This window comes from Amnibacterium kyonggiense, assembly GCF_004364555.1.
Taxonomy (GTDB): domain Bacteria; phylum Actinomycetota; class Actinomycetes; order Actinomycetales; family Microbacteriaceae; genus Amnibacterium; species Amnibacterium kyonggiense.
The window spans coordinates 419558-440486 of sequence record NZ_SOAM01000002.1 but is presented as its reverse complement, the minus strand read 5'-3'; the positions used below and the strand labels follow the sequence as shown (position 1 = coordinate 440486).

General features: G+C 74.0%; 21 protein-coding genes. 13 read left to right on the top strand and 8 right to left on the bottom strand.

What is annotated here, in order from left to right; translation table 11 throughout:
* The gene (locus CLV52_RS10485) at positions 1 to 1191 is read right to left on the bottom strand and encodes an acetyl-CoA C-acyltransferase (RefSeq protein WP_133766289.1); all 1191 of its coding nucleotides are present in this window, start codon (positions 1189 to 1191) and stop codon (positions 1 to 3) included.
* 193 nt (positions 1192 to 1384) lie between these two features.
* Between CLV52_RS10485 and CLV52_RS18915 the strand changes: the two genes are divergently transcribed.
* The 4 genes from CLV52_RS18915 to CLV52_RS10465 all read left to right on the top strand — a co-directional run bounded on the left by CLV52_RS18915 (position 1385) and on the right by CLV52_RS10465 (position 4888).
* A complete protein-coding gene (locus CLV52_RS18915; RefSeq protein ID WP_133766288.1) occupies positions 1385 to 2092 on the top strand; it encodes a YciI family protein in 708 nt (235 codons plus the stop codon).
* Positions 2089 to 3330 (top strand): RNA polymerase sigma factor, encoded by a 1242-nt coding sequence (locus CLV52_RS10475; protein WP_133766287.1) that lies wholly within the window; start codon positions 2089 to 2091, stop codon positions 3328 to 3330. Before CLV52_RS18915 ends, CLV52_RS10475 begins: the two co-directional genes overlap by 4 nt.
* 4 nt (positions 3331 to 3334) lie before the next feature.
* Positions 3335 to 3727 carry a VOC family protein gene (locus CLV52_RS10470; RefSeq protein ID WP_133766286.1) on the top strand — a complete coding sequence of 131 codons (393 nt, stop codon included), beginning with the start codon at positions 3335 to 3337 and terminating at the stop codon, positions 3725 to 3727.
* A gap of 87 nt (positions 3728 to 3814) precedes the next feature.
* On the top strand, positions 3815 to 4888 hold the full coding sequence (locus CLV52_RS10465; RefSeq protein ID WP_133766285.1) for an alkene reductase: 1074 nt from the start codon (positions 3815 to 3817) through the stop codon (positions 4886 to 4888).
* 121 nt (positions 4889 to 5009) lie between these two features.
* Here CLV52_RS10465 and CLV52_RS10460 read toward each other — a convergent pair whose 3' ends face one another.
* Positions 5010 to 5507 carry a DUF2510 domain-containing protein gene (locus CLV52_RS10460; protein WP_133766284.1) on the bottom strand — a complete coding sequence of 166 codons (498 nt, stop codon included), beginning with the start codon at positions 5505 to 5507 and terminating at the stop codon, positions 5010 to 5012.
* 115 nt (positions 5508 to 5622) lie between these two features.
* Between CLV52_RS10460 and CLV52_RS10455 the strand changes: the two genes are divergently transcribed.
* Positions 5623 to 6375: an SDR family NAD(P)-dependent oxidoreductase gene (locus tag CLV52_RS10455; protein WP_133766283.1), complete on the top strand. Its 753-nt coding sequence runs from the start codon at positions 5623 to 5625 to the stop codon at positions 6373 to 6375.
* Here the strand turns inward: CLV52_RS10455 and CLV52_RS10450 are convergent.
* Positions 6362 to 7126, bottom strand: coding sequence for a carbohydrate-binding family 9-like protein (locus tag CLV52_RS10450; RefSeq protein ID WP_133766282.1), 765 nt, complete (start codon positions 7124 to 7126; stop codon positions 6362 to 6364). The genes CLV52_RS10455 and CLV52_RS10450 overlap by 14 nt on opposite strands.
* Before the next feature lie 152 nt (positions 7127 to 7278).
* Positions 7279 to 8268 (bottom strand): N-acetylglucosamine kinase, encoded by a 990-nt coding sequence (locus CLV52_RS10445; RefSeq protein ID WP_162850809.1) that lies wholly within the window; start codon positions 8266 to 8268, stop codon positions 7279 to 7281.
* 114 nt (positions 8269 to 8382) lie between these two features.
* On the opposite strand from CLV52_RS10445, the gene CLV52_RS10440 reads away from it, so the two are divergent.
* The 7 genes from CLV52_RS10440 to nagB all read left to right on the top strand — a co-directional run bounded on the left by CLV52_RS10440 (position 8383) and on the right by nagB (position 15831).
* Positions 8383 to 9342, top strand: a complete 960-nt coding sequence (locus CLV52_RS10440; protein ID WP_162850808.1) for a MurR/RpiR family transcriptional regulator — start codon at positions 8383 to 8385, stop codon at positions 9340 to 9342.
* Positions 9339 to 10097 (top strand): sugar isomerase domain-containing protein, encoded by a 759-nt coding sequence (locus tag CLV52_RS10435; protein WP_133766279.1) that lies wholly within the window; start codon positions 9339 to 9341, stop codon positions 10095 to 10097. Before CLV52_RS10440 ends, CLV52_RS10435 begins: the two co-directional genes overlap by 4 nt.
* Positions 10098 to 10189: 92 nt before the next feature.
* A complete protein-coding gene (gene ngcE / locus CLV52_RS10430; protein WP_133766278.1) occupies positions 10190 to 11599 on the top strand; it encodes an N-acetylglucosamine/diacetylchitobiose ABC transporter substrate-binding protein in 1410 nt (469 codons plus the stop codon).
* On the top strand, positions 11596 to 12594 hold the full coding sequence (locus CLV52_RS10425; protein ID WP_246018070.1) for a carbohydrate ABC transporter permease: 999 nt from the start codon (positions 11596 to 11598) through the stop codon (positions 12592 to 12594). Before ngcE ends, CLV52_RS10425 begins: the two co-directional genes overlap by 4 nt.
* A 3-nt stretch (positions 12595 to 12597) precedes the next feature.
* Positions 12598 to 13488, top strand: a complete 891-nt coding sequence (locus tag CLV52_RS10420; protein ID WP_133766277.1) for a carbohydrate ABC transporter permease — start codon at positions 12598 to 12600, stop codon at positions 13486 to 13488.
* A gap of 103 nt (positions 13489 to 13591) precedes the next feature.
* On the top strand, positions 13592 to 15043 hold the full coding sequence (locus CLV52_RS10415) for a glycoside hydrolase family 3 N-terminal domain-containing protein (RefSeq protein ID WP_246018069.1): 1452 nt from the start codon (positions 13592 to 13594) through the stop codon (positions 15041 to 15043).
* Positions 15043 to 15831, top strand: coding sequence for a glucosamine-6-phosphate deaminase (nagB, locus tag CLV52_RS10410; RefSeq protein WP_211342676.1), 789 nt, complete (start codon positions 15043 to 15045; stop codon positions 15829 to 15831). Before CLV52_RS10415 ends, nagB begins: the two co-directional genes overlap by 1 nt.
* Positions 15832 to 15865: 34 nt before the next feature.
* On the opposite strand, the gene CLV52_RS10405 is transcribed toward nagB, so the two are convergent.
* The 3 genes from CLV52_RS10405 to CLV52_RS10395 form a co-directional block, all read right to left on the bottom strand.
* The gene (locus CLV52_RS10405) at positions 15866 to 16972 is read right to left on the bottom strand and encodes a glycoside hydrolase family 43 protein (protein ID WP_211342675.1); all 1107 of its coding nucleotides are present in this window, start codon (positions 16970 to 16972) and stop codon (positions 15866 to 15868) included.
* 198 nt (positions 16973 to 17170) lie between these two features.
* Positions 17171 to 18307 carry an N-acetylglucosamine-6-phosphate deacetylase gene (nagA, locus tag CLV52_RS10400; RefSeq protein WP_133766276.1) on the bottom strand — a complete coding sequence of 379 codons (1137 nt, stop codon included), beginning with the start codon at positions 18305 to 18307 and terminating at the stop codon, positions 17171 to 17173.
* Positions 18308 to 18327: 20 nt separating this feature from the next.
* Entirely contained in the window at positions 18328 to 19173 is an 846-nt protein-coding gene (locus tag CLV52_RS10395) for an HNH endonuclease family protein (protein ID WP_133766275.1), read from the bottom strand.
* A gap of 100 nt (positions 19174 to 19273) precedes the next feature.
* On the opposite strand from CLV52_RS10395, the gene CLV52_RS10390 reads away from it, so the two are divergent.
* Positions 19274 to 19663, top strand: a complete 390-nt coding sequence (locus tag CLV52_RS10390; RefSeq protein WP_133766274.1) for a DUF1304 domain-containing protein — start codon at positions 19274 to 19276, stop codon at positions 19661 to 19663.
* A 14-nt stretch (positions 19664 to 19677) separates the two neighbouring features.
* Here the strand turns inward: CLV52_RS10390 and CLV52_RS10385 are convergent, their stop codons facing one another.
* A complete protein-coding gene (locus CLV52_RS10385) occupies positions 19678 to 20808 on the bottom strand; it encodes a glycoside hydrolase family 43 protein (protein WP_133766273.1) in 1131 nt (376 codons plus the stop codon).
* Between the last annotated feature and the right edge of the window lie 121 nt (positions 20809 to 20929).

The following is a 20929-nucleotide window of genomic DNA, read 5'->3' as shown; positions in this document are numbered from 1 at the left end:
TCACGCCTCCACGGCCTCGAGGAGGACCGCCGCGCCCTGCCCGCCGCCGCCGCAGATCGCGGCGACGCCCAGGCTGCCCGGGCCGAGCGCGGCGAGGCTGCGCGCGACGTGCCCTGCGATGCGGGTGCCGGACGCGCCGATCGGGTGCCCGAGCGCGATCGCGCCGCCGTTCATGTTCACGATGAGCGGGTCGACGCCGAGGAGCCGCGTCGACACCACCGCGACGGCGGCGAACGCCTCGTTGATCTCGACGACCTGCAGCTCGCTCGTCTCCCGATCCGCGAGGAGGAGCGCCGCCAGCGCCGCGTTCGCTGGCTGGGCGTGCAGCGACACGTCCGGCCCCGCCACGAAGGAGGACGCCAGCACGCGGGCGAGGGGCCGGACCGACCGCTCTTGCGCGAGCCCCTCGGCCATGAGCACGACGGCCGCGGCGCCGTCGGTGATCTGGCTGGAGTTGCCCGCGGTGATGCCGCCCTCCGCGCTGAACGCGGGACGGAGCGCGGCGAGCGTCTCCGCGGTCGTGCCCGGGCGGAGGCCGTCGTCGGCGCTGACCGTCCGGCCCCGGCGCCCCGGGGTCGTGAACGGCGCGATCTCGCCCTCGAGGAACCCGGCGCCGGCCTCGAGCCGCGCGTGGGAGAGCGCCGCCCACGCGTCCTGGTCGGCCCGGGTGACGCGGTTCGCCGCGTTGCGGTCCTCCGTGGAGGCGCCCATGCTCCGGTGCTCGAAGGCGTCCGTGAGGCCGTCGTGGTCCATCGTGTCGAGGAACTCGATCGCGCCGTACCGCTTGCCGAGCCGGCTGCCCGGCCAGGCGTGCGGCGCGAGGCTCATCGACTCCTGGCCGACCGCGACGACGACGCGGGCGCGGCCGTCCGCGATCATCCGCGCGCCCTCGGCGACGGCCTCGAGGCCGGAGAGGCAGACCGCGTTCAGCGTGATCGCGGGCACGGTGAGCGGGATCCCCGCGCCGACGGCCGACTGCCGGGCCGGGTTCTGGCCCGCGCCCGCCTGCAGCACCTGGCCGCCGACGACGCGGTCGACCTCGTCCGGGGCGACGCCGGCGCGCTCGAGCGCCGCCGCGACCGCGTGCGCGCCGAGCGCGGTGGCCGGGACCTCGGCGAACGCGCCGCCGCCCGGTGACGTCGCCGCCTTCACGAACGGGGTGCGGGCGTAGCCGACGACGACGGCGTTCATCCGGTCTCCTCACTGGTGCACCGGGGGCGACCTCCGCACCGCCGCGTGCCACCGCCATCGTGGCCCGGGACCCGCGGCGGTGCCAGTGCGGCTGCGGGAAGTCCGGACGGATTCTTCGAGACGGGTGTCCTCGTGGCCCGATCCCGCTCGTCGTCCTTGCGAGGCCGCCCGTCCGCGCGGTAGAGGAGGAACCATGCAGTACGTGATGCTCGTCCGGGTCGACCCGGAGCTCGCCGCGACCACCGCGACCGACGACGTCGAGCCGTGGGTGGAGGAGGGGGCCCGGCGCGGCCTCCGCGTCCAGGGTGCCCCGGTCGAGGACCCGGAGGCCGCGACCACCGTCCGGGTGCGCGAGGGCGAGGTGCTCCTCAGCGACGGCCCGTTCGCCGAGACGAAGGAGGTCGTCGCCGGCTACGACCTCCTCGAGGCGCCCGACCTCGCGACCGCGGTCGACTACGCGACCCGGCACCCGGTCGCCGCGATCGGCGCGCTCGAGGTGCGCGAGGTCTGGGAGGACTTCGTCGCCCCGCGCGAGGCGCCCGCGCGCGAGCCGCGCACGGACGGACGGGACTACCTGTTCCTCCACGTGCCGGACCCGGAGGTCTACCGCCGGCTCGCGAACGAGCGGCTCGACCCGACCGAGTGGGTGCGGCGGGTCGAGGACGAGGGCGTGACGCTCGGCGGCGCGCGCCTTCGCGACGAGGCCGACGCCTCGGCGACCGTCCGCTCGCGCGACGGCGAGGTGCTCGTCACCCGCGGTCCGTTCGCGGAGCTCGGCGAGCAGATCGCCGGCATTGACCTGGTCCGTGCGGCGGACCTGGACGAGGCGATCGCGCTGGCCGCGGCGCACCCGACCTCCATCATCGGCGCGATCGAGGTGCGGCCGTTCCCGGCGCGGTGACGACGCCCGCGACGCAGGAGGCGCTGGTCCGGGCGTTCGCGGACGAGTGGGGGCGGGTCGTCGCCGCCCTCGTCCGCACGACCGGGGACTGGTCGATCGCGGAGGACGCGGCGCAGGACGCGTTCGCGAAGGCGGCGACCACGTGGCCGCGGGACGGCGTGCCCCGGAACCCGGGCGCGTGGCTGACGACGGTCGCGCGGAACCGGGCGCTCGACGTCCTCCGCCGTGGCGGCGTCGAACGGTCGGTGATCGCCGCGGAGGGCGTGCGGCTGGAGGGGAGGGAGGACGTGGACGTGGAGCCCGACGACGTGCCGGACGACCGCCTCCGGCTGATCTTCACCTGCTGCCATCCGGCGCTGGCGCTCGAGGCGCGCGTCGCGCTCACCCTCCGCACCCTGTGCGGCCTGACGGTCGACGAGATCGCCCAGGCGTTCGGCTGGTCGGAGGCCGCGACGGCGAAGCGCCTCGTCCGCGCCCGGCAGAAGATCCAGCGAGCCGGCATCCCGTACCGCGTGCCGAGCGGCGCGGCGCTGGGGGAGCGGCTCGGTGGCGTGCTCGCGGTGCTCTACCTGCTCTTCACGGAGGGGTACGCGCCGAGCGGTGGCGACGCCGTCGTGCGGCCCGAGCTGTCGTCCGAGGCGATCCGGCTCGCAGCGGTCCTCGCCGACCTGATGCCGGACGAGCTGGAGGCGCTCGGCCTGCTCGCGCTCATGCGGTTCCAGGACTCGCGGCGGGCCGCCCGGACGGCGCCGGACGGGTCCCTCGTGCCCCTCGACGAGCAGGACCGGTCGCTCTGGTCGCGCGAGTCGATCGCCGCGGGGGAGGCGGCGCTGCTCGCCGCGGACCGGCCCGGGCGGCCGATCGGGTACTACGTGCTGCAGGCCCGGATCGCGGCGCAGCACGCTCGCTCGCTCGACACGGGCTCCGTCGACCGCGCCGCGATCGCGCGGGCCTACGGGCTGCTTCGCGCCTTCAGCGGGTCGCCGCAGCTCGCCATCGCGCACGCGGTCGCGGTCGGCCTGGCCGACGGGTCGGAGGCCGGGCTCGCGCTGCTCGACGAGGTCTCGGGCGGCGGTGCGACCCTCCCGGCCGCACGGGCGGACCTCCTCCGTCGTGCGGGCCGCGACGAGGAGGCCGCGACGGCGTACCGCGCCGCCCTGGAGACCGTGCGGACGGAGCCGGAGCGGCGGTTCCTCGCGCGACGGCTGGTCGAGGTGACGGCCGGTGCGGCAGGGTGAGCCGATGGAGATGAAGCTCGAGCTGGTACTCCTCCCGGTGGCGGACGTCGACCGGTCCAAGGCGTTCTACGTCGAGACGCTCGGCTTCGCCGCGGACGTCGACGCCGCGCCCGCGCCCGGGGTGCGCGTCGTGCAGGTGACGCCGCCCGGCTCGGGCTGCTCGCTCGGGTTCGGCACCGGGCTCGGCGCGTACGAGGGCGAGCCGCGGTCGGTGCGGAACCTCCACCTCGTCGTCGCCGACCTCGACGCGGCGCGCGCCGAGCTCGTCGCCCGGGGCGTCGACGTCGCGCCGGTGTGGGACGCGGGCGGCGGCGTCCGCTACGCCTCGTTCGCCGATCCCGACGGGAACGGCTTCCTGCTGCAGGAGATGGCCTGGCGCACCGGCGAGGCGTTCTGACCGGCTCGGGCTGCCCGGGAATTCCTGGGCATCGCGGTCGTTCCCCTTTCCCGCGCCGTCGACCCGGCGCGGATGGACGGAACACCGATGGATCTCTTCAGCCCGATCGAGCTCGGCGACCTGCACCTCGCGAACCGGGTGGTGATGGCACCGCTGACCCGGGTCCGCTCGGGCGCGGACGGCGTGCCCACGCGCCTCGTCGCGGAGTACTACGCGCAGCGCGCCTCCGTGGGGCTGATCGTGAGCGAGGGGGTGTACCCGACCCGCGACTCGCGCGGCTACTTCGGGCAGCCCGGCATCGTCACCGACGAGCAGGAGGCCGCCTGGCGCGTCGTCACCGACGCGGTCCACCGCGAGGGCGGGCGCATCGTGATGCAGCTCATGCACTCGGGCCGGGTCGTGCACCCCGACCTCTCCGAGACGGGCCGGACCGTCGCGCCCTCCGCCGTCGCGATCGACGGGGAGACGCACACGCAGCACGGGAAGCAGCGCCACGTCGTGCCGGACGCCCTGACCGCCGAGGAGCTCGTCGAAGTGCGCGACGCGTTCGTCGAGGCGGCCCGTCGTGCGGTCCGGGCCGGTTTCGACGGCGTCGAGCTGCACGGCGCGAACGGCTACCTGCTGCACCAGTTCCTGTCGCCGGTGTCGAACGTGCGGACGGACGACCACGGCGGCTCGCCCGCGGCGCGGGCGCGGTTCGTCGTGGAGGTCGCCGAGGCGGTCGCCGGCGCGATCGGTGCGGGCCGCGTCGGAATCCGCCTGTCGCCGGGCAACCAGGCGCAGGACGTGTTCGAGACCGATGAGACCGAGACCCGCGCGACCTACCGGGCGCTGCTCGACGGCCTCCGCCCGCTCGGCCTGGCCTACCTGAGCGTGCTGCACGCCGAGCCGGCCGGCGCGCTCGTGCGCGACCTCCGCTCCTGGTTCGGCGGGAAGCTCGTCATCAACAGCGGCTTCGGCTCGGTGACGACCCGGGAGGAGGCGCTCGCGCTCACCGAGGGCGCCCACGCCGACGCCGTCGCGGTCGGCCGCGCGATCATCGCGAACCCCGACCTCGTCGAGCGCTGGCGGGCGGGGGCGCCGGAGAACGCGCCGCGCCCCGAGCACTTCTACACGGCCGGCGCGGAGGGCTACACGGACTACCCGCGCCGCTCCGCCTGACGCCCGGAGCACGACGGCAGGAACCCTCGAGCACGACGGCAGGAACGAAACGCTTGAGCAGGAACGGATCGCCGATTCCTTCCTGCTGAAGCGCCTGCTTCCTGCTGTCGTGCTCCTCGCGTCAGCTGTTCAGGATCTGCTGCACGACGTCGGGCAGCTGGGCGAGCAGGGGCAGCCACCGCACGAGGCCGACGATCGAGACGACGAGGCCCGCGAGCGACGTGCCGAGGCCGGTCCGCTTCGACCCCTGCGCCGCGAGCCGGCGGGCGCGGACGAGCCCCGCGATCGAGAGCACGAGGGCGATGAGCGGGAGGATCCCGCCGACGCCCAGCCCGAAGCCGACGATGCCGAGGCCGAGTGCGGCCCCCGCGGTGCCGTTCGTGCCGGCCGCGGCGGCGGGCACCGCGCGGGACGCGACCTTCGTCGCCGTGGTCCTCGCGACCTGCTCCGGCGTGACCGTGCTGCTGCGCGCCGCCTCCGTCACCGCCTGCCGCGCGCGCTCGGTCGCGTCGTCGGCCGCCCTGCGCGCGTCCGACCACCCGAGGCCGTTCCACCAGCGGAGCTGACCGGGGCGCTCGGGGTCCGGCTGCCAGCCGGGCTGGTCGCCTGCACTCGGCACGCTGCCTCCTCGCGTCGGTGGCTGCCATCATCCGGCAGGAGGCCCCGGATCCGCGAACACCGGCCGCACATCCGGAAGTTCTACAGTCCGTAGTACGAACACGGAGGAGCGCGCGATGGCAGGCAGGTTCGAGGGCAGGGTCGCGATGGTGACCGGAGCGGGTTCCGGCATCGGGGCGGCGATCGCGCGCGGGCTCGCGGCGGAGGGCGCCGTCGTGGTGGGCGTCGACATCGACGGCGACCGCCTCCACAACGTCGAGCGACGGATCGAGATCGGCGGCGGGCTGCTGATCCCCGTCGTCGAGGACGTCACGGACCCGTCGGCGGTCGAGCGCGTCGTCGCGACGGCGGTCGAGCGCCGCGGCGGCCTCCACCTCGCCGTGAACAACGTCGGCGTCGGCGGCGCGCACGGCCTCGTGCACGAGGTCGACCTCGAGGCGTGGCGACGGGTGATGACCGTGAACCTCGACGCCGTCTTCTTCGGCATGAAGTACGAGGCCGCGGCGATGCTCGAGTCCGGCGGCGGTTCGATCGTGAACGTGTCGAGCTTCCTGGGCCTCGTCGGCGACGGCGACTCGGTCGCCTACACGGCCGCGAAGCACGGCGTGACCGGGCTGACGAAGGCGGCCGCAGCCGGGTACGCGGCGCACGGCATCCGGGTGAACTCGGTGCACCCCGGCTGGGTCGACACGGCGCTGCCGACGCACACGACCCGCGAGGAGCGGGAGGTGCTGCAGCGCCGCAACCCCATGGAGCGCCTCGGCCGGCCGGAGGAGGCCGCGGAGGTCGTCCTGTTCCTGCTCTCCGACGCCGCGTCCTTCGTGACCGGCGCCCAGTACAGCGTGGACGGCGGCTTCACCGCGGTGTGACGGCCTCCCCGGGGCGGTCGACGAACGTCACGAGCGGGAACAGCTCCGGGATGTGGCTGTCCCAGACGCCGTGCGGGCTCCACGCCCAGCCGCCGGAGTCCTCCCCGTGCTCGCGGTTGAACCGCGACAGGGCGATCCGCCACGCGTCGCCGTCCGCGGGCGGCAGCCGGCGGTCGCCCGCGACCGCGGCGAGACCGGACCAGGGGAGCGCGATCTCGACGCTCCATCCCCGATCGACGGTCGTCGGGTCGTTCAGCGCGCCGTCGACGTGCACCGCGGTGCGCAGGCCGGGCAGGTCGAAGTCCCAGAACCCGGTGCGCGGACCGCGCGGGTGACGGAACCCGACGCCGTCCCACGGCGTGCCGTCCGGGTGCTCGCCCCAGCGGAACAGCACCTCGTAGACGGTGTTGAACGCGTTCACCTCGAGCTCGTAGTACGCGTCGTCGCCCGCGACGAACACCTCCACGTCGTCGTCGAGCCAGATGTGGGCGTCCCGCTCGGTGAGCGTCGCGGTGACCTGCGGCTGCTCGATGCGGAACCCGAGGTAGAGGTGCTCGTCGTCCCAGAGCACGGCGCCTCGGGTGGCGAGCGGCACGGCCTCGCCGCTGACGAGGTCGACGAAGCGCGGCGACCAGGCGGCCCGGCGCCAGCAGTCGGCCGCGAGCCGCCCGTCGAGGTCCGGCGGCGTCGCGGCGCGGAACGCGACGGCCCGAGCGACGCGATCCGCGGGCCAGGGGAACGCGGGGGTCACCGCTCGATCCTGGCCGACCCGCCGGATCTCCGTATCGACGAACCTTTCGGGGGCGGGGTGGTCTCGAGGGTCGCTTCGCTCGCACCTCGACCAGCGGGGCGGGCGCCCCGATGGTCGAGCCGGGCGCTCTGCGCCCGTGCCGAAACGTCACGTCAGCCGCGGAGCGCCGCGAGGGACTCCGTCAGGGTCGCGAAGACCGCCGCGTCGACCTCGACGCCGCCGGCGCGGAGGGCGAGGACCGCCGCGCCCGCGGTGCCGTCGGCCACCGGGATCGGCAGCGAGCCGGCGGTCGCGTCGAGGAGCGGCGCGATCAGGTCGGGCGCCTGCGGCAGGTAGCCGTCGACGAGCACGCTGCCGCCGAACACCAGCGGACCGTCCGGCTGCAGCGCCCGCACGCGACCGAGCACGCGGGCGAGCGCCGCGGCGCCGTCGCGCACGATCGTCGTCGCGACGTCGTCCTCCCCGACCAGGCCGAACGCCAGGGGCGCGAGCACGGAGAGCTCCACCGGCCGCAGCGCGTAGAGCGCGCGGATGAGGTCGCCGAGCACGGGGGAGCGGCCCTCGGCGGCGGCCGCGTCCGACGGGCCCAGCGCGAACCGCTCGAGGACGCGCGGGGTGAGCGCGGTCGCCGATCCGCCGTCCAGGTCGTCCACGACGGCGCGGGCGACGCGGTGCCCGACCTGGAACCCGCTGCCCTCGTCGCCGAGCAGCCAGCCGGTCCCGTCGACGGTCCGCGCGAGCCGGCCGCCGCGGATGGCCCCGCCGATCGAGCCCGTCCCGGCGATCAGTGCGACCCCGTCCGGCTCCGGCGTGCCGGACGCGAACAGCGCCGTCACGTCGCCCGCGCCGACGACCGGCGCAGCGACGCCGAGCGGCGCGACGCCCTCGCCGACCCGCTCGTGGAAGCGGTCGCCGGAGGACCCGGCGTGCGCGAGCAGCACGAGCTCGACCGCTGCCGGATCGGCGGCGCCGGCCATCGCACCGGTGAGCGCGGCGGTCACCGCGGCGATGGCGCGATCGACCCCGGCCGAGGTCGGGTTGCCGCCGCCCGCGCGCCCGAAGGCGCGGATCCGGCCGTCCTCCGCGACGCGCACCGCGCGGCTCGAGGTGCCGCCCGCGTCGACCGCGAGGAACTCACGCATCGTTACTTGAACGAAACACGAACGCCACATGACGAGCCTATGGTGAAACCAGATCTCGGGCGAAGGCGCCTCCTGATGAAACGGATTCTCATGGCCGATACCGCACCACCAGTGATGCCGGTCGATGACGACGCCCCCGCGACCGCGGTCCGGAACAGGATCCGCGCCCGGTGGGACGATCTCCCCGCCGCCACGCTGCGCGTCGCGCAGGTCGTGCTCGACGACCCGCGCCTGGTGCTCGACCTCCGCATCGACGAGCTCTCCGAGCGCGCCGGCGCGTCGCCCGCGACCGTCACCCGCTTCTGCCGGCAGATCGGCTACTCCGGCTACGTCGCGCTCCGGATGAGCATCGCGACGGAGCTCGGTCGCAGCGACGCGCTCGGGGGCGCCGCGGACATCGGGCGCGCGTTCGGCCCGGACGACACCGCCGAGGACGTGCGCAGCACCCTCCTCGCCGCGGCGACGCGGAGCATGCAGCAGACGGCCGGCTCGGTCGACCTCGCCCTCCTCCGCCGGGTCGCGGAGGCGCTGACCGCGAGCCGGCACGTCGACCTCTACGGCGTCGGCTCGAGCGCGCTGGCCGCGGAGGCCCTCGCGACCCGGCTGTACCGGATCGGCGTCGCCTGCAACGTGTGGTCGGAGGTGCACGCGGGCCTCACGAGCGCCGCGGTGCAGGACGAGGACTGCGTCGCGATCGGCTACTCGCACACCGGCCGCACGGCGGAGACGATCCAGATGCTGCGGGAGGCGGGCGATCAGGGCGCCGTCACCGTCGCCGTGACGAACGACCCGACGTCGCCGCTCGCCGAGGTCGCGGAGCTCGTCATCCAGACCGCCGCGTTCGAGCAGTTCCTCCAGCCCGACGACCTCGCGGCGTACTACAGCCAGATCTACGTCGGCGACCTGCTCTACGTGCTCACCGCGCAGGTCGACTTCGCCCGCTCGAGCCGGCACCTCGCCGCATCCGCCCTCGCCGTCAGCCCGCACCGGGCCGGCGGCATCACCGTCCGGCTCGCCGCCGACGACGCCAAGGGCCGCCAGCGCCCCCGCTCCACGCAGAGGAACCCCGTATGACCGTGTTCACGTCCGCCGTCCACGACTTCTCGGAGGCGGTGCGCAGCCGGCTCTCCTCGCTCGAGCAGCAGGCCGCCGACGGCGCCTTCGACGCCGCGATCGACCTCATGACGACCGCGATCCGGAACGGCGGGGTCGTGTACGCGTTCGGCACCGGCCACTCGGAGGCGTTCGCAATGGAGATCGCGGGCCGGGCCGGCGGCCTCATCCCCACGAAGAAGGTCGCGCTCCGCGACCTCGCCATCGTCGGCTCACTGCCGATCGCCGAGCTGAAGGGCGCGAACCTCGAGCGCAACCCGGACGTCGCCGACGAGCTGTTCGCCATCGCGCAGGTCGGGCCGCACGACGTCGTCGTGATCGCGTCGAACTCCGGCGTCAACGGCTCGATCGTCGGCTTCGCCCTCGCCGCGAAGCGCAACGGCAACCCCGTCATCGCCGTGACGTCCCTCGACCACACGATGCAGGTGCAGCCGAAGCACCCGAGCGGCCAGCGCCTCCGCGACGTCGCCGACGTGACGATCGACAACCTCGCCCCCTACGGCGACGCGGCGATCACGATCGGCGCGGACGTCCCCGTGGGCGCGGTGTCCTCCATCACCGCGGCATACATCGCCCAGATCCTCACGCTCGGGGTCTCCGAGCGCTTCGTCTCCGGAGGGGACACGGCCCCGCTGTACCTCTCCGCGAACATCCCCGGCGGCGACGAGCACAACGTCGCCCTCGAGGAGCAGTACGGCATCTCCCGCTTCGCCTAGACACCCCGCACTCTTCGTTCCGCAGGACGTCGCTTCCTCCGAAACGAAGAGTCACCACTCACAGCAGCACCACTCGGAAGGAACGACAGCAGATGAACGACCACAAGCCCACGCTGCAGCGGAGGGACTTCCTCCGCGGCGCCCTCGCCTTCGGAATCGGCGCGCCCCTCGCGGTGACGCTCGCGTCCTGCGCCGCGGGCAGCTCCGCGCCGGCCACGCAGGCGGGCGGCGCGAAGAGCGCCTCCAACCCGTTCGGCGTCAAGGAGAAGTCCACCGTCGCCGCGACGATCTTCAACGGCGGCTACGGCTACGACTACGTCACCTTCGCGGCGACCGTCATGGCGAAGCAGAAGCTCGGCGTGACCGCCAAGGTCAGCCCGGCCACGAACATCGCCCAGACCCTGCAGCCGAAGTTCGTCGCGGGCAACCCGCCCGACCTCGTCGACAACTCGGGCGCGAACGCGATCGGCGTCTCGACGATCCGCAGCCAGCTCGCCGAGCTGTCGGACGTGATCAACAGCAACAACTACGAGGGCAAGAAGATCGCGGACACGCTCTACGGCGGCGTCACGAAGCCGGGCACGCTCGACGGCAAGCTCCTCATCCTCAACTACGTCCTCACCGTGTACGCGGTCTGGTACTCGGCCTCGCTGTTCGAGGCGAACGGGTGGACGGTCCCGAAGACGTGGGCGGAGGCCTACGACCTCGGCCTGGAGGCGAAGAAGAAGGGCAAGTACCTCTTCGTCTGGGGCAAGGAGGCGGCGACGTACTACCAGACGCTCGCCATCGCGTCCGCGATCAAGGAGGGCGGCGACGAGGTGCGCCTCGCGCTCGAGAACCTCGAGCCGAAGTGCTGGTCGAAGCCGGCGATCCAGGGCGTCTTCAACGGCATGAAGAAGATCATCGACGCGGGCATGTTCAAGCCGGGCGGCGCGGGCACGCAGTTCACGGCCGCGCAGGCGCAGTGGTCCAACGACGAGGCGGGGCTGCTGTACCCGTCCGGCTCGTGGATCGAGAACGAGATGATCAAGCAGACGAAGTCCGGCTTCAAGATGACGGGCGCGCCGGAGATGACGGTCACCTCGAACTCGGCGCTGCCGTACGAGGCGATGCACTCCACCGCTGGCGAGCCGTTCATCGTGCCGTCGAAGGGCGCGAACGTCGCGGGCGGCAAGGAGCTGCTCCGGGCGATGCTCTCGAACGAGGCCGCGACGAACTTCGCCAAGACGCGTCTGACCCCGACGATCGTCAAGGGCACCGTGCCCGCGGACGGCTTCGGGTCGACGGCGCTCGTGTCGCAGTCGACGCTGCTCGAGAAGGCCGGCGACAACGTCTTCTCCTGGAACTTCGTCGACCTGTACGGGATGAACCAGGATCAGCTCGTGGTCTGGAACACGTTCCTCTCGGGCAAGTCCTCCGTCGCGCAGCTGACCAGCGGGCTGCAGCAGATCACCGACAAGGTCGCGAACGACTCGTCGGTCACGAAGGTCAAGGTGTCGTGACCGGGATCGCCCCGACGCTTCCGACGGCGGGCGGCCCCTCGCGGGCCGCCCGCTGGCGGAGGAAGAACCTGACCGTCGACAAGGTGTCGTTCGCCGCGGTGTTCCTCGGCGTCCCCCTGCTCGTGTACGTCGTGCTCGTGCTGTCGCCGTTCGTCCAGGCGGTCGGCTACTCGCTGACCAGCTGGTCCGGCTTCGACGCCTCCACGCCGTTCGTCGGGCTCGCGAACTACGTCAAGGCGTTCACGGACGACGACTTCGTCCAGGCCGTGCAGAACAGCGTCACGCTCGTGCTCGTCCTGCCGATCGCGATCATCGCGGCGGCGCTCGCGCTCGCGTCGCTGGTCACGATCGGCGGCTCGTCCAGCGGGCCGGTGCGCGGCGTGAAGGGCGGGGAGTTCTACCGCGTCCTGCTCTTCTTCCCGTACATCATCCCGGCGATCGCGGTCGGGATCATGTGGAATCAGATCTACGACCCGAGCAACGGCCTCCTGAACGGCATCCTCACCGCCGTCGGCCTGAACGGCTTCGCCTCGTACCCGTGGCTCGGGGACGCGCGGACCGCGATGATCGCGACGATGTTCGTGATGTTCTGGGCGTCGGTGGGCTTCTACGTCGTGATCTTCGTGGCGGCCATCAAGGCGCTGCCGGCGGAGATCTTCGAGGCGGCGCGCCTCGACGGGGCGGGCCGGTTCCGGATCGCGACGCGGATCACGGTGCCGATGCTCCGTGCGAACATCCGCACGTCGCTGATCTACACCGGGATCTTCTCGCTCGACGCGTTCGTCTTCATGTCCGCGCTGAACGCCGGCGGCGGCCCGCAGAACTCGACGCTCGTGATCTCGCAGGAGCTGTTCAAGACCGCCTTCACGAAGGGGCAGTTCGGCTACGCGTGCGCCATGGGCGTCGTCCTCGCCGCGATCACGCTGCTGTTCGCCGGTGTCGTCTTCCTCGTCGACCGCCTCACCGGCGGCCGCGAGGACCTCACGGAGGAGTGACCCATGGCCAGTGAGACCGCCGCGCCCGTCGTGCTGACGCGCGCCCGGCGCAAGACCACCGTGCCCGCGGGGGAGCGGATCACCGGCGGCGTCTCGCAGGCGGTGCTCATCGTCTGCGCGGCCGTCGTCGTGCTCCCGTTCCTGTGGACCTTCATGTCGTCGTTCAAGACGAGCAAGCAGGTGCTGCAGTCGCCGTTCACGCTGCCGGACACGCTGCACTTCGAGAACTACGTGAACGCCTGGACGCAGGCCGGGATCGGCACGTTCTTCGTCAACACGCTGATCGTCGTGGGCGGCGCGCTCGTCCTCACGATGGTCATGGGCTCGATGTGCGCGTACTTCCTCGCGCGCTTCCGCTTCATCGGGAACCGCGCCATCTACCTGCTCATGGTCGCCGGGTTGACGTTCCCGATCTTCCTCGCGATCGTGCCCCTGTTCTTCATCCTGAAGGGGCTCGGCCTGCTCGGCACGCTGCCGGGGCTCGCGATCACCTACTCGGCGTTCGCGCTGCCGTTCACCGTGTTCTTCATGGTCCCGTTCTTCCGCGCGCTGCCCGCGTCGGTGACGGAGGCCGCGGCGATCGACGGCGCGGGGGAGTGGCGCACCTTCTTCTCGATCATGGTGCCGATGGCGCGGCCGGCGATCTCGACGCTCGCGATCCTCAACTTCGTCGGGCTCTGGAACCAGTTCCTGCTGCCGGTCGCGCTGAACCCCGACCAGTCGAAGTACGTCCTGACGCAGGGCATGGCCGCGTTCGCGGGGACGGCCGGCTACTCGATCGACTTCGGCGCGCTGTTCGCCGCGGTCGTGATGACGATCCTCCCGGTGCTGATCGTCTACCTGGTGTTCCAGCGGGCGCTCTCCGGCTCCGTCGTGATCGGCGCCGACAAGTGACCGGTCACCGGTCGCGGATCCGCAGTTCCCGCGCGACACGCCGGGCGGAGGGCCTCCCTGGCCGGCGTGTCGGCCAGGAACTGCGGATCCGCGAGCTCGGGCGGTGACGGCGGAGCTGCGGCGGCTGGCCGCGGGGACGCTGCTGCCCGGGTTCGCCGGGACCGCGCTGTCCGACGGGATGGCCGCACGCTTCCGGGACGGGCTCGCCGGGGTCGCGCTGTTCGGCCGGAACATCGAGTCGGTCGAGCAGGTCCGCGCCCTCACCGACGCGATCCGGGCGATCCGGCCGGAGGCCGTCGTCGCGATCGACGAGGAGGGCGGCGACGTCACGCGCCTCCACCTGCCGACCGGGTCGCCGGAGCCGGGGAACGCCGTCCTCGGTCGCATCGACGACGAGGCGGTCACCGCCGCGTCGGCGCACCGGATCGGGGAGGAGCTCGTCGCCGCGGGCGTGAACCTCGACCTCGCGCCGAGCGTGGACGCGAACACCGACGCGGACAACCCGGTGATCGGCGCGCGGAGCTTCGGCGCCGATCCCGCGCTCGTCGCCCGGCACGGCGCGGCCTGGATCCGGGCGCTGCAGTCCACCGGTGTCGCGGCGTGCGCGAAGCACTTCCCGGGGCACGGCGACACCGCGGTCGATTCCCACCTCGGGCTGCCGGTGGTCGACCAGCCGCTCGACGTGCTGCTCGAGCGCGAGCTGCCGCCGTTCGTCGCGGCGATCGAGGCCGGGGTCGCGACGGTGATGACGTCGCACATCCTCCTGCCGCGGCTCGACCCGGACGCGCCCGCGACGATGAGCCGGGCGATCCTCACCGGGCTGCTGCGCGAGCGGCTCGGGTTCACCGGCGTCGTCGTGACCGACGCGCTCGACATGGCCGGCGCTTCGGCGGCGATCGGCATTCCCGCCGCCGCGGTCCGCTCGCTCGCGGCCGGCGCGGACCTGCTCTGCCTCGGCAGCGACAGCGAGCCGCACCTCGACGCCGTGCTCGACGCGATCGTCGCCGCCGTCGCCTCCGGCGAGCTCGCCGAGTCCCGCCTCCGTGACGCCGCGGACCGCGTGCGGCGGCTGAACGGGCGGGCGGAGGACGGCGGGTCCGCTCCGGCACCGCTCGGGGCCGAGCGCATCGCGACCGCGTTCGACGTCTCCGCCTCCGCCGCCGCCGCGCTGGCGACCCCCGGGCCGTGGACCGTCGTCCGGCTCGAGGACGTGCCGAACCTCGCGGTCGGACCCGCCGGCTGGGGGCCGTTCACGGCCCTCGACGACGCGCCGGCCGCGCAGCGCTTCGCGGCCTGGCCCCGCCTCGAGGTCGGAACGGACGACCCGGTGCCGGAGGTGTCCGGCCGGGTGCTCGTCATCGGCCGCGACGTCCATCGGCGACCCCGGTCCCGCGCCGTCGTCGACGCACTCCGCGCCGCGGGCGGCACCGTCGTCGTGGTCGACATGGGCTGGCCGTCCGCCGACCGCCGCTACGCCGACATCGCCACGTTCGGGAGCTCGCGCGCCGTCGGCGCGGCCCTGCTCCCGCTGCTCTCCCGACCCGAAGGACCCTGATGGAGATCGTCATCCTGCCCGACGGGGCCGCCGTCGGCGCGGCCGCCGCCGCCCGCATCGCCGCCGTCGTGCAGCGGAAGCCCGAGGCCGTCCTCGGTCTCGCCACCGGGTCGTCGCCGCTCGGCGCCTACGCCGCCCTGGCCGACCTGGTCGCACGCGGGGAGGTCGACCTGTCGCGGACCTCCGCGTTCGCGCTCGACGAGTACGTCGGCGTGCCGCCGGAGTCGCCGCTCAGCTACGCCGCGACCATCGCCCACGACGCGACCGGGCCGCTCGGGCTCGATCCCGCCCGGGTCCGTACGCCCGACGGGAACGCGGCGGACCTCGAGGCGGCGTGCTCGGCGTACGAGGCGGCGATCGCCGCGGCGGGCGGCGTCGACGTGCAGCTGCTCGGCATCGGGGCGAACGGCCACATCGGCTTCAACGAGCCGACCTCCTCCTTCGCCTCCCGCACCCGCATCAAGACGCTGGCGCCGCGGACGCGGGAGGACAACGCGCGGTTCTTCGGCGGCGACCTCGATGCGGTGCCGATGCACTGCATCACGCAGGGCCTCGGCACGATCCTCGACGCCCGGCAGCTGCTGCTCGTGGCGCAGGGCGAGTCGAAGGCGGCCGCTGTCGCGGCGGCGGTCGAGGGGCCGCTCACCGCGATGGTGCCCGGTTCAGCCCTGCAGCTGCACCGCACCGCCGTCGTGCTGCTCGACGAGGCCGCGGCCTCGAAGCTGACGCTCGCGGACTACTACCGCTTCACCTACGCGAACAAGCCGGCCTGGCAGCGCGTCGACTGATCACGGGCACGGGCACGGGCACGGGCACGGGCGCTCAGTCGCCGCCGTCGAGGTCGTCGCGGCGCCGGCCGAGGCGGAGGCCGTCGCGGCGCAGCGCGATCTCGTAGAGCTTGCCGCGGGCGTTCGTGAACGGGCGGTGCACGATCAGCATCGGCGTGCCGCCGAAGGTGCGGAACACCATGCCGTGGCCGCTGTCCTCCCGCACGAGCGGGTCGCGCTGCTCCCACGGGCCGGCCAGCTCGCCGGAGGGGGAGATCGCCCAGGTCTGCACGTAGCCGCCGCTGACGGTGCCGTCGGGCTGGTCGGCGTTCTTCTCGTACGTCGACCAGAGCATCGCGAGGGCGCCGCCCGGCAGCCGGATCAGCTGCGGGCCGTCCGTGATGTACGGCACGATCTGGTTCGCGGAGGGCTTCGGCATCTCCCGGCCGATCCAGCCGGCGTCCGACGCCTTGAAGAGGTGGACCGGGTCGCCGGCGGCGCCGGTGAGATCGGGCCGGAGCGGCACGGCCTCCATGGTCCCGTCGATCTTCTGCAGCCACTCGTGCGCGTAGACCATCCACGGGCGCCGGCGCCGGTCGACGAAGAGGCTGCCGTCGAGGGTCATGAAGTCGGCGGGCGCGACGGGCCCGGTCGGGTCGACGACCTCGAACGGGCCGAGCAGCGAGTCGGCCGCCGCGATCACCGTGCCGCGGCGGTGCTGCGGCGTCGCGACCGGCGTGCCGTACCCGCCGGGCACCGGCACGGAGAGCGGCGCCGCCTCGTCGTGGAGGGTCGTGAACAGGTACCAGCGGCCGCGCCACCGGTGCACCTCCGGCGCCCAGCCGCCGTCCGCCGCCCAGAGGTCGGGCGTCGCGCGGAACACGACGGTCGGCAGCGACCAGTGGAGGAGGTCCGGGCTGCGGTAGACCATGGTGCCGACCGCGTCGTCGCCCGTCAGCTCGGGGTGGTTCGACGAGTAGAGGTGGTAGAGGCCGGACCCGGGGTCGGGCACGACGAACGGGTCGTGCAGCGGCATCCCGGGGAGCCGGAGGGGGAAGCGCGCCTCCAGTCGTCGCCGCCGCGCGCGTCCCTGCGCCCCCAGCGCGACGGCCGCTCCCGCGACCGCCGCCACGATCCCGGTCGTCCTCGTCGTCATCGACATGCTGCTCCTCCCGCATGTCGATCCTGGCGGACCGTGAGCGTTCACGCGACCGTCCGGCGTGGCGCAGGGAGCTCGACAGCAGGAAGGAGGCGCTGCAGCAGGAAGCAGCGGCCGCTCGATTCCTGCTGATGCGCCGGATTCCTGCGATCGTGCTCGCGGGTTCCTGCCGTCGTGCTCGTCGTGGTCGGATGGAGCCGCTCAGCGGAGCGGGACGCCCGCCGCCCAGACGTGCTCGACCTCGAGGTCGGCGCTCAGCAGCACCGCGTCCGCGGGCGCGCCGACCTCGAGCGCGCCGAGCTCCGGACGGCCGATCGCCCGGGCGGGGGTGCCGGTCGCGGCGAGCACCGCCTCCTCGAGCGGGATCCCGGCCGCGACGACGGTGCGGATCGCGGCGTCGAGCGTCAGCGTCGACCCGGCGAGGGAGCCGGAGGCGAGGCGCGCGGCGCCGTCCCGCACCTCCACCTCGAGCGAGCCGAGCCGGTACAAGCCGTCGCCGACCCCGGCCGCCGCCATCGCGTCGGTGACCAGGGCGATGCGGCCGGGCGTCATCCGGAACAGCGAGGCGATCACGATCGGGTGCACGTGCAGGCCGTCCGCGACGAGCTCGAGGACGACGCCCGGGCGCGCGACGGCTGCGCCGATCGGGCCGGGGGCGCGGTGGTGGAGACCGGGCATCGCGTTGAAGGCGTGGGTGAGCAGGGAGGCGCCGGCGTCGAACGCGGCGCCCGCGGTCGCGAGGTCGGCGACGGTGTGTCCGACGGCGACCCGCACCCCGGCGTCGATGAAGCGGGCGGCGGCGTCCTCGGCGCCCGGCAGCTCCGGCGCCATCGTGACCTGGGCGAGCGTGCCGTCGGCCGCGTCGAGGAGGGCGTCGACGGCCTCCGGTGTCGGCGCGACGAGCGCCGCCGGGTCGTGCGCGCCGCGGTTCTCCGGGCTGAGGAACGGCCCCTCGAGGTGCGTGCCGAGCAGCAGCGGGTCGGCGCGGACGAGGGGCGCGAGCGCGCGGAGGTTCTCCGCGAGCGCGGGGACGGGACCGCTGACGAGCGAGAGCATCGACCGCGTCGTGCCGTGCGCGCGGTGCGCCGCGAGCATCGGCGGCACGCCGGACGGGCCGTCGGACGCATCCCCGCGGCCGCCGCCGTGCACGTGGAGGTCGACGAACCCGGGCACGAGCACGCGGCCGACCGCGTCGATCCGCCTGCCCTCGTGGGGCGGCGGCGCCCCGGTACCGCGGGCGGCGACCAGGCCGCCCGTGAAGCGCACCCAGCCCTCTTCGGACGCCCCGCCGGTCACGACGCGTGCGCCCGCGATCAGCAGGTCCTCGTGCTCCGGCATCGGCACCTCCGCAGGCCAGGCTACTGAGCGCCGGCCGAGGACGACGCGGCCGGGGTCGCGCCCGACCCGGTGGAGACGAGGCTCGAGATGCGGGAGGCGGGCGCCGGAGTCGACGGGCAGGCGGTCAGGATCCGCTGCATCGCCGCCTTCTCCGCGGGCGTCACCCACAGCCCGTACGCGCGCTTCACGCCGACCTGGTGGGCGATGTAGGTGCAGCGGAAGGCCGTGCTCGGCGGCAACCAGGTCGCCGCGTCGCCGTCGCTCTTCTGCCCGTTGGTCGGTCCGTCGACCGCGAAGAGGTTGATCGGGTCGTTCGCGAGCGCGATCCGCTGCGCCTGCGAGAGCCGCTGGGCCCCGGTGCGCCAGGCGTCCGCGAGCGGAACGACGTGGTCGATCTGCACCGCGGTGCTCGTGCCCTCGCCGCGGACGAAGTGGATCGTCCGGCCGGTGTAGGGGTCGTGCAGCACGCCGCTGCGGACGGTGCAGCGGCTGCCCGCCACGTCCGTCAGATCGCGGCGGAGGACGTCGTCTCGGGTGTCGCAGCCGTTCCGGTCGACGTCGAGCCATGCGGCGCCGAACCGCGCCGTGCGGACGTAGCCCGTCATCGGCGCCTTGCCCTTGACGGGGAGGGTCGCGAGGACGGCCAGGGCGGAGCCGGAGGTCGCCGGCGTCGCGTTCGACGTGCTCGGGGGCGCGGCTGCGCTCGAGGGCGCGGCCGCAGCCGTGGCGGCCGCGGAGGGCGCGGCATCGGGCAGGCCGAACGCGCCGCCGCGATTGGCGACGCTCGTCAGGACGGCGCCGAGCACGAGCGCCACGAGCACCACCGGAGCGGCGACCAGGGCGGGGCGTCGGGTGCGGCGGGCCATGCACCGATCGTGCGCGGCGGACGCGCCGACGCCGCGGTGCCGCGCCGTCGTGCCCGCGCCCGGTCCGCGCCAGGATGGGCGGAGACCGCTGGGAGGCCGCATGCTCGTCGCCGGATCCGTGCTCGCGCTCGTCGGCGCGGCCGTCCATGTGTCCATCTGGGTGCTCGAGTCGATCGCCTGGCGCGGACCGCGCGCCCGGGCGGTCTTCGGGACGTCGGAGGAGGACGCCCGCGTCACCGCGCCCCTCGCCCTGAACCAGGGCTTCTACAACCTGTTCCTCGCGGTGGAGGTCGTCGTCGGCGTCGTCCTCCTCGTCGCCGGCGCGACGGCGGCCGGCGCGACCGCGGTGCTCATCGGCGCCGGATCGATGGCCGCCGCGGCCCTCGTGCTCGTGGTGTCGGACCGGTCGAAGGCGCGCGCGGCGCTCGTGCAGGGCCTGGTGCCGGCGGTCGCGGTGCTGCTCGTCGCGATCGGGCTGGCGACCGGCTGACGCCCGGCGCCGGGTCACTTCGACCCGTCGAGGTCCTTCCGGTGCTTCCCGAGCCGCAGCCCGTCGCGCCGCAGCTCGATCTCGTAGAGCTTCGCGTGCGGGGTCCTGGTGCCGTGGTGGACGACGAGCAGCGGCCGCGACGGCCTCCCCTTCGCCGGCAGGGTGCGGAACACCATGCCGTGCCCGGTGTCCTTGCGGAGCAGCGGCCGGCGCTGGACCCACGGACCGTGCAGCTTCCCGGAGGGCGACACCGCGGACGTCACGACGTAGTGGCCCGTGACCAGGCCGTTCGTGTTGTCGATCGTCTTCTCGTACGTCGACCAGAGCATCGCGAGCGCGCCGCCCGGCAGGCGCATCAGCTGCGGCCCGTCAGTCACGTAGGGCGGCAGCTGGTTCGCGGACGGGGACGGGATCTCCTCCGCGATCCAGGTCGCGTCGGAGCCCTTGAACAGGTGGATCGGCCCGCCGTCCGCGCCGGAGAGGTCCGGCTTCAGCGGGATCGCCTCGATGGTGCCGTCGAGCTTCTGGACCCACTCGTGCGCGTAGACCATCCACGGCCGGCCCTTCGGGTCCTTGAACAGCGTGCCGTCGAGGGTCATGAACGTCGCGGGGGCGACCGGCCCGGTGGGGTCCACGACGGTGAACGGGCCGAGCAGCGAGTCCGCGACCGCGATCACGGTCCCGCGCGCGTGCTGCGGGATCTGCGCCGGCAGGAAGTCCGCGTTCGGCTGGTGCTGGGGCAGCGGCTTGGCCTTGTCGTGCAGCGTGACGAACAGGTACCAGCGGCCGCGCCAGCGGTGCACCTCCGGCGCCCACGCACCGCTCCGCGCCCACAGGTCGGAGGTCGGGCGGAACACGACCGCGGGCGCGGACCAGGACTTTAGGTCGCGGCTGCGGTAGACCATCGTCCCGGCGCCGGCGACCCCGGTGCGGGCGGGGTCGTTCGTCGCGTAGAGCAGGTACTCCTTCGACGCCGCGTCGACGACGACGTACGGGTCGCGGACGGTGAAGTCCGTCAGCCGCAGCGGGTACGAGGTGGGCGGCAGGGTCGCGGCCTCGCTCGGCGCGGCGGCGGCGACCGTGAGGCCGGAGGCGAGGGCGGTGGTGCCGGAGGCGAGCAGGACCTCGCGTCGGGAGACGGTCATGAGCGGAGGACGCCTCCCTCGCCGCGGACAGCGGGATCGGTGGACCGGCGGACAGGACGGGCGGAGCGGTCGGCACGCTACGTCGGGTCCGGCCGCGGCCGGGGGAAGCGCGCCGGGCGCG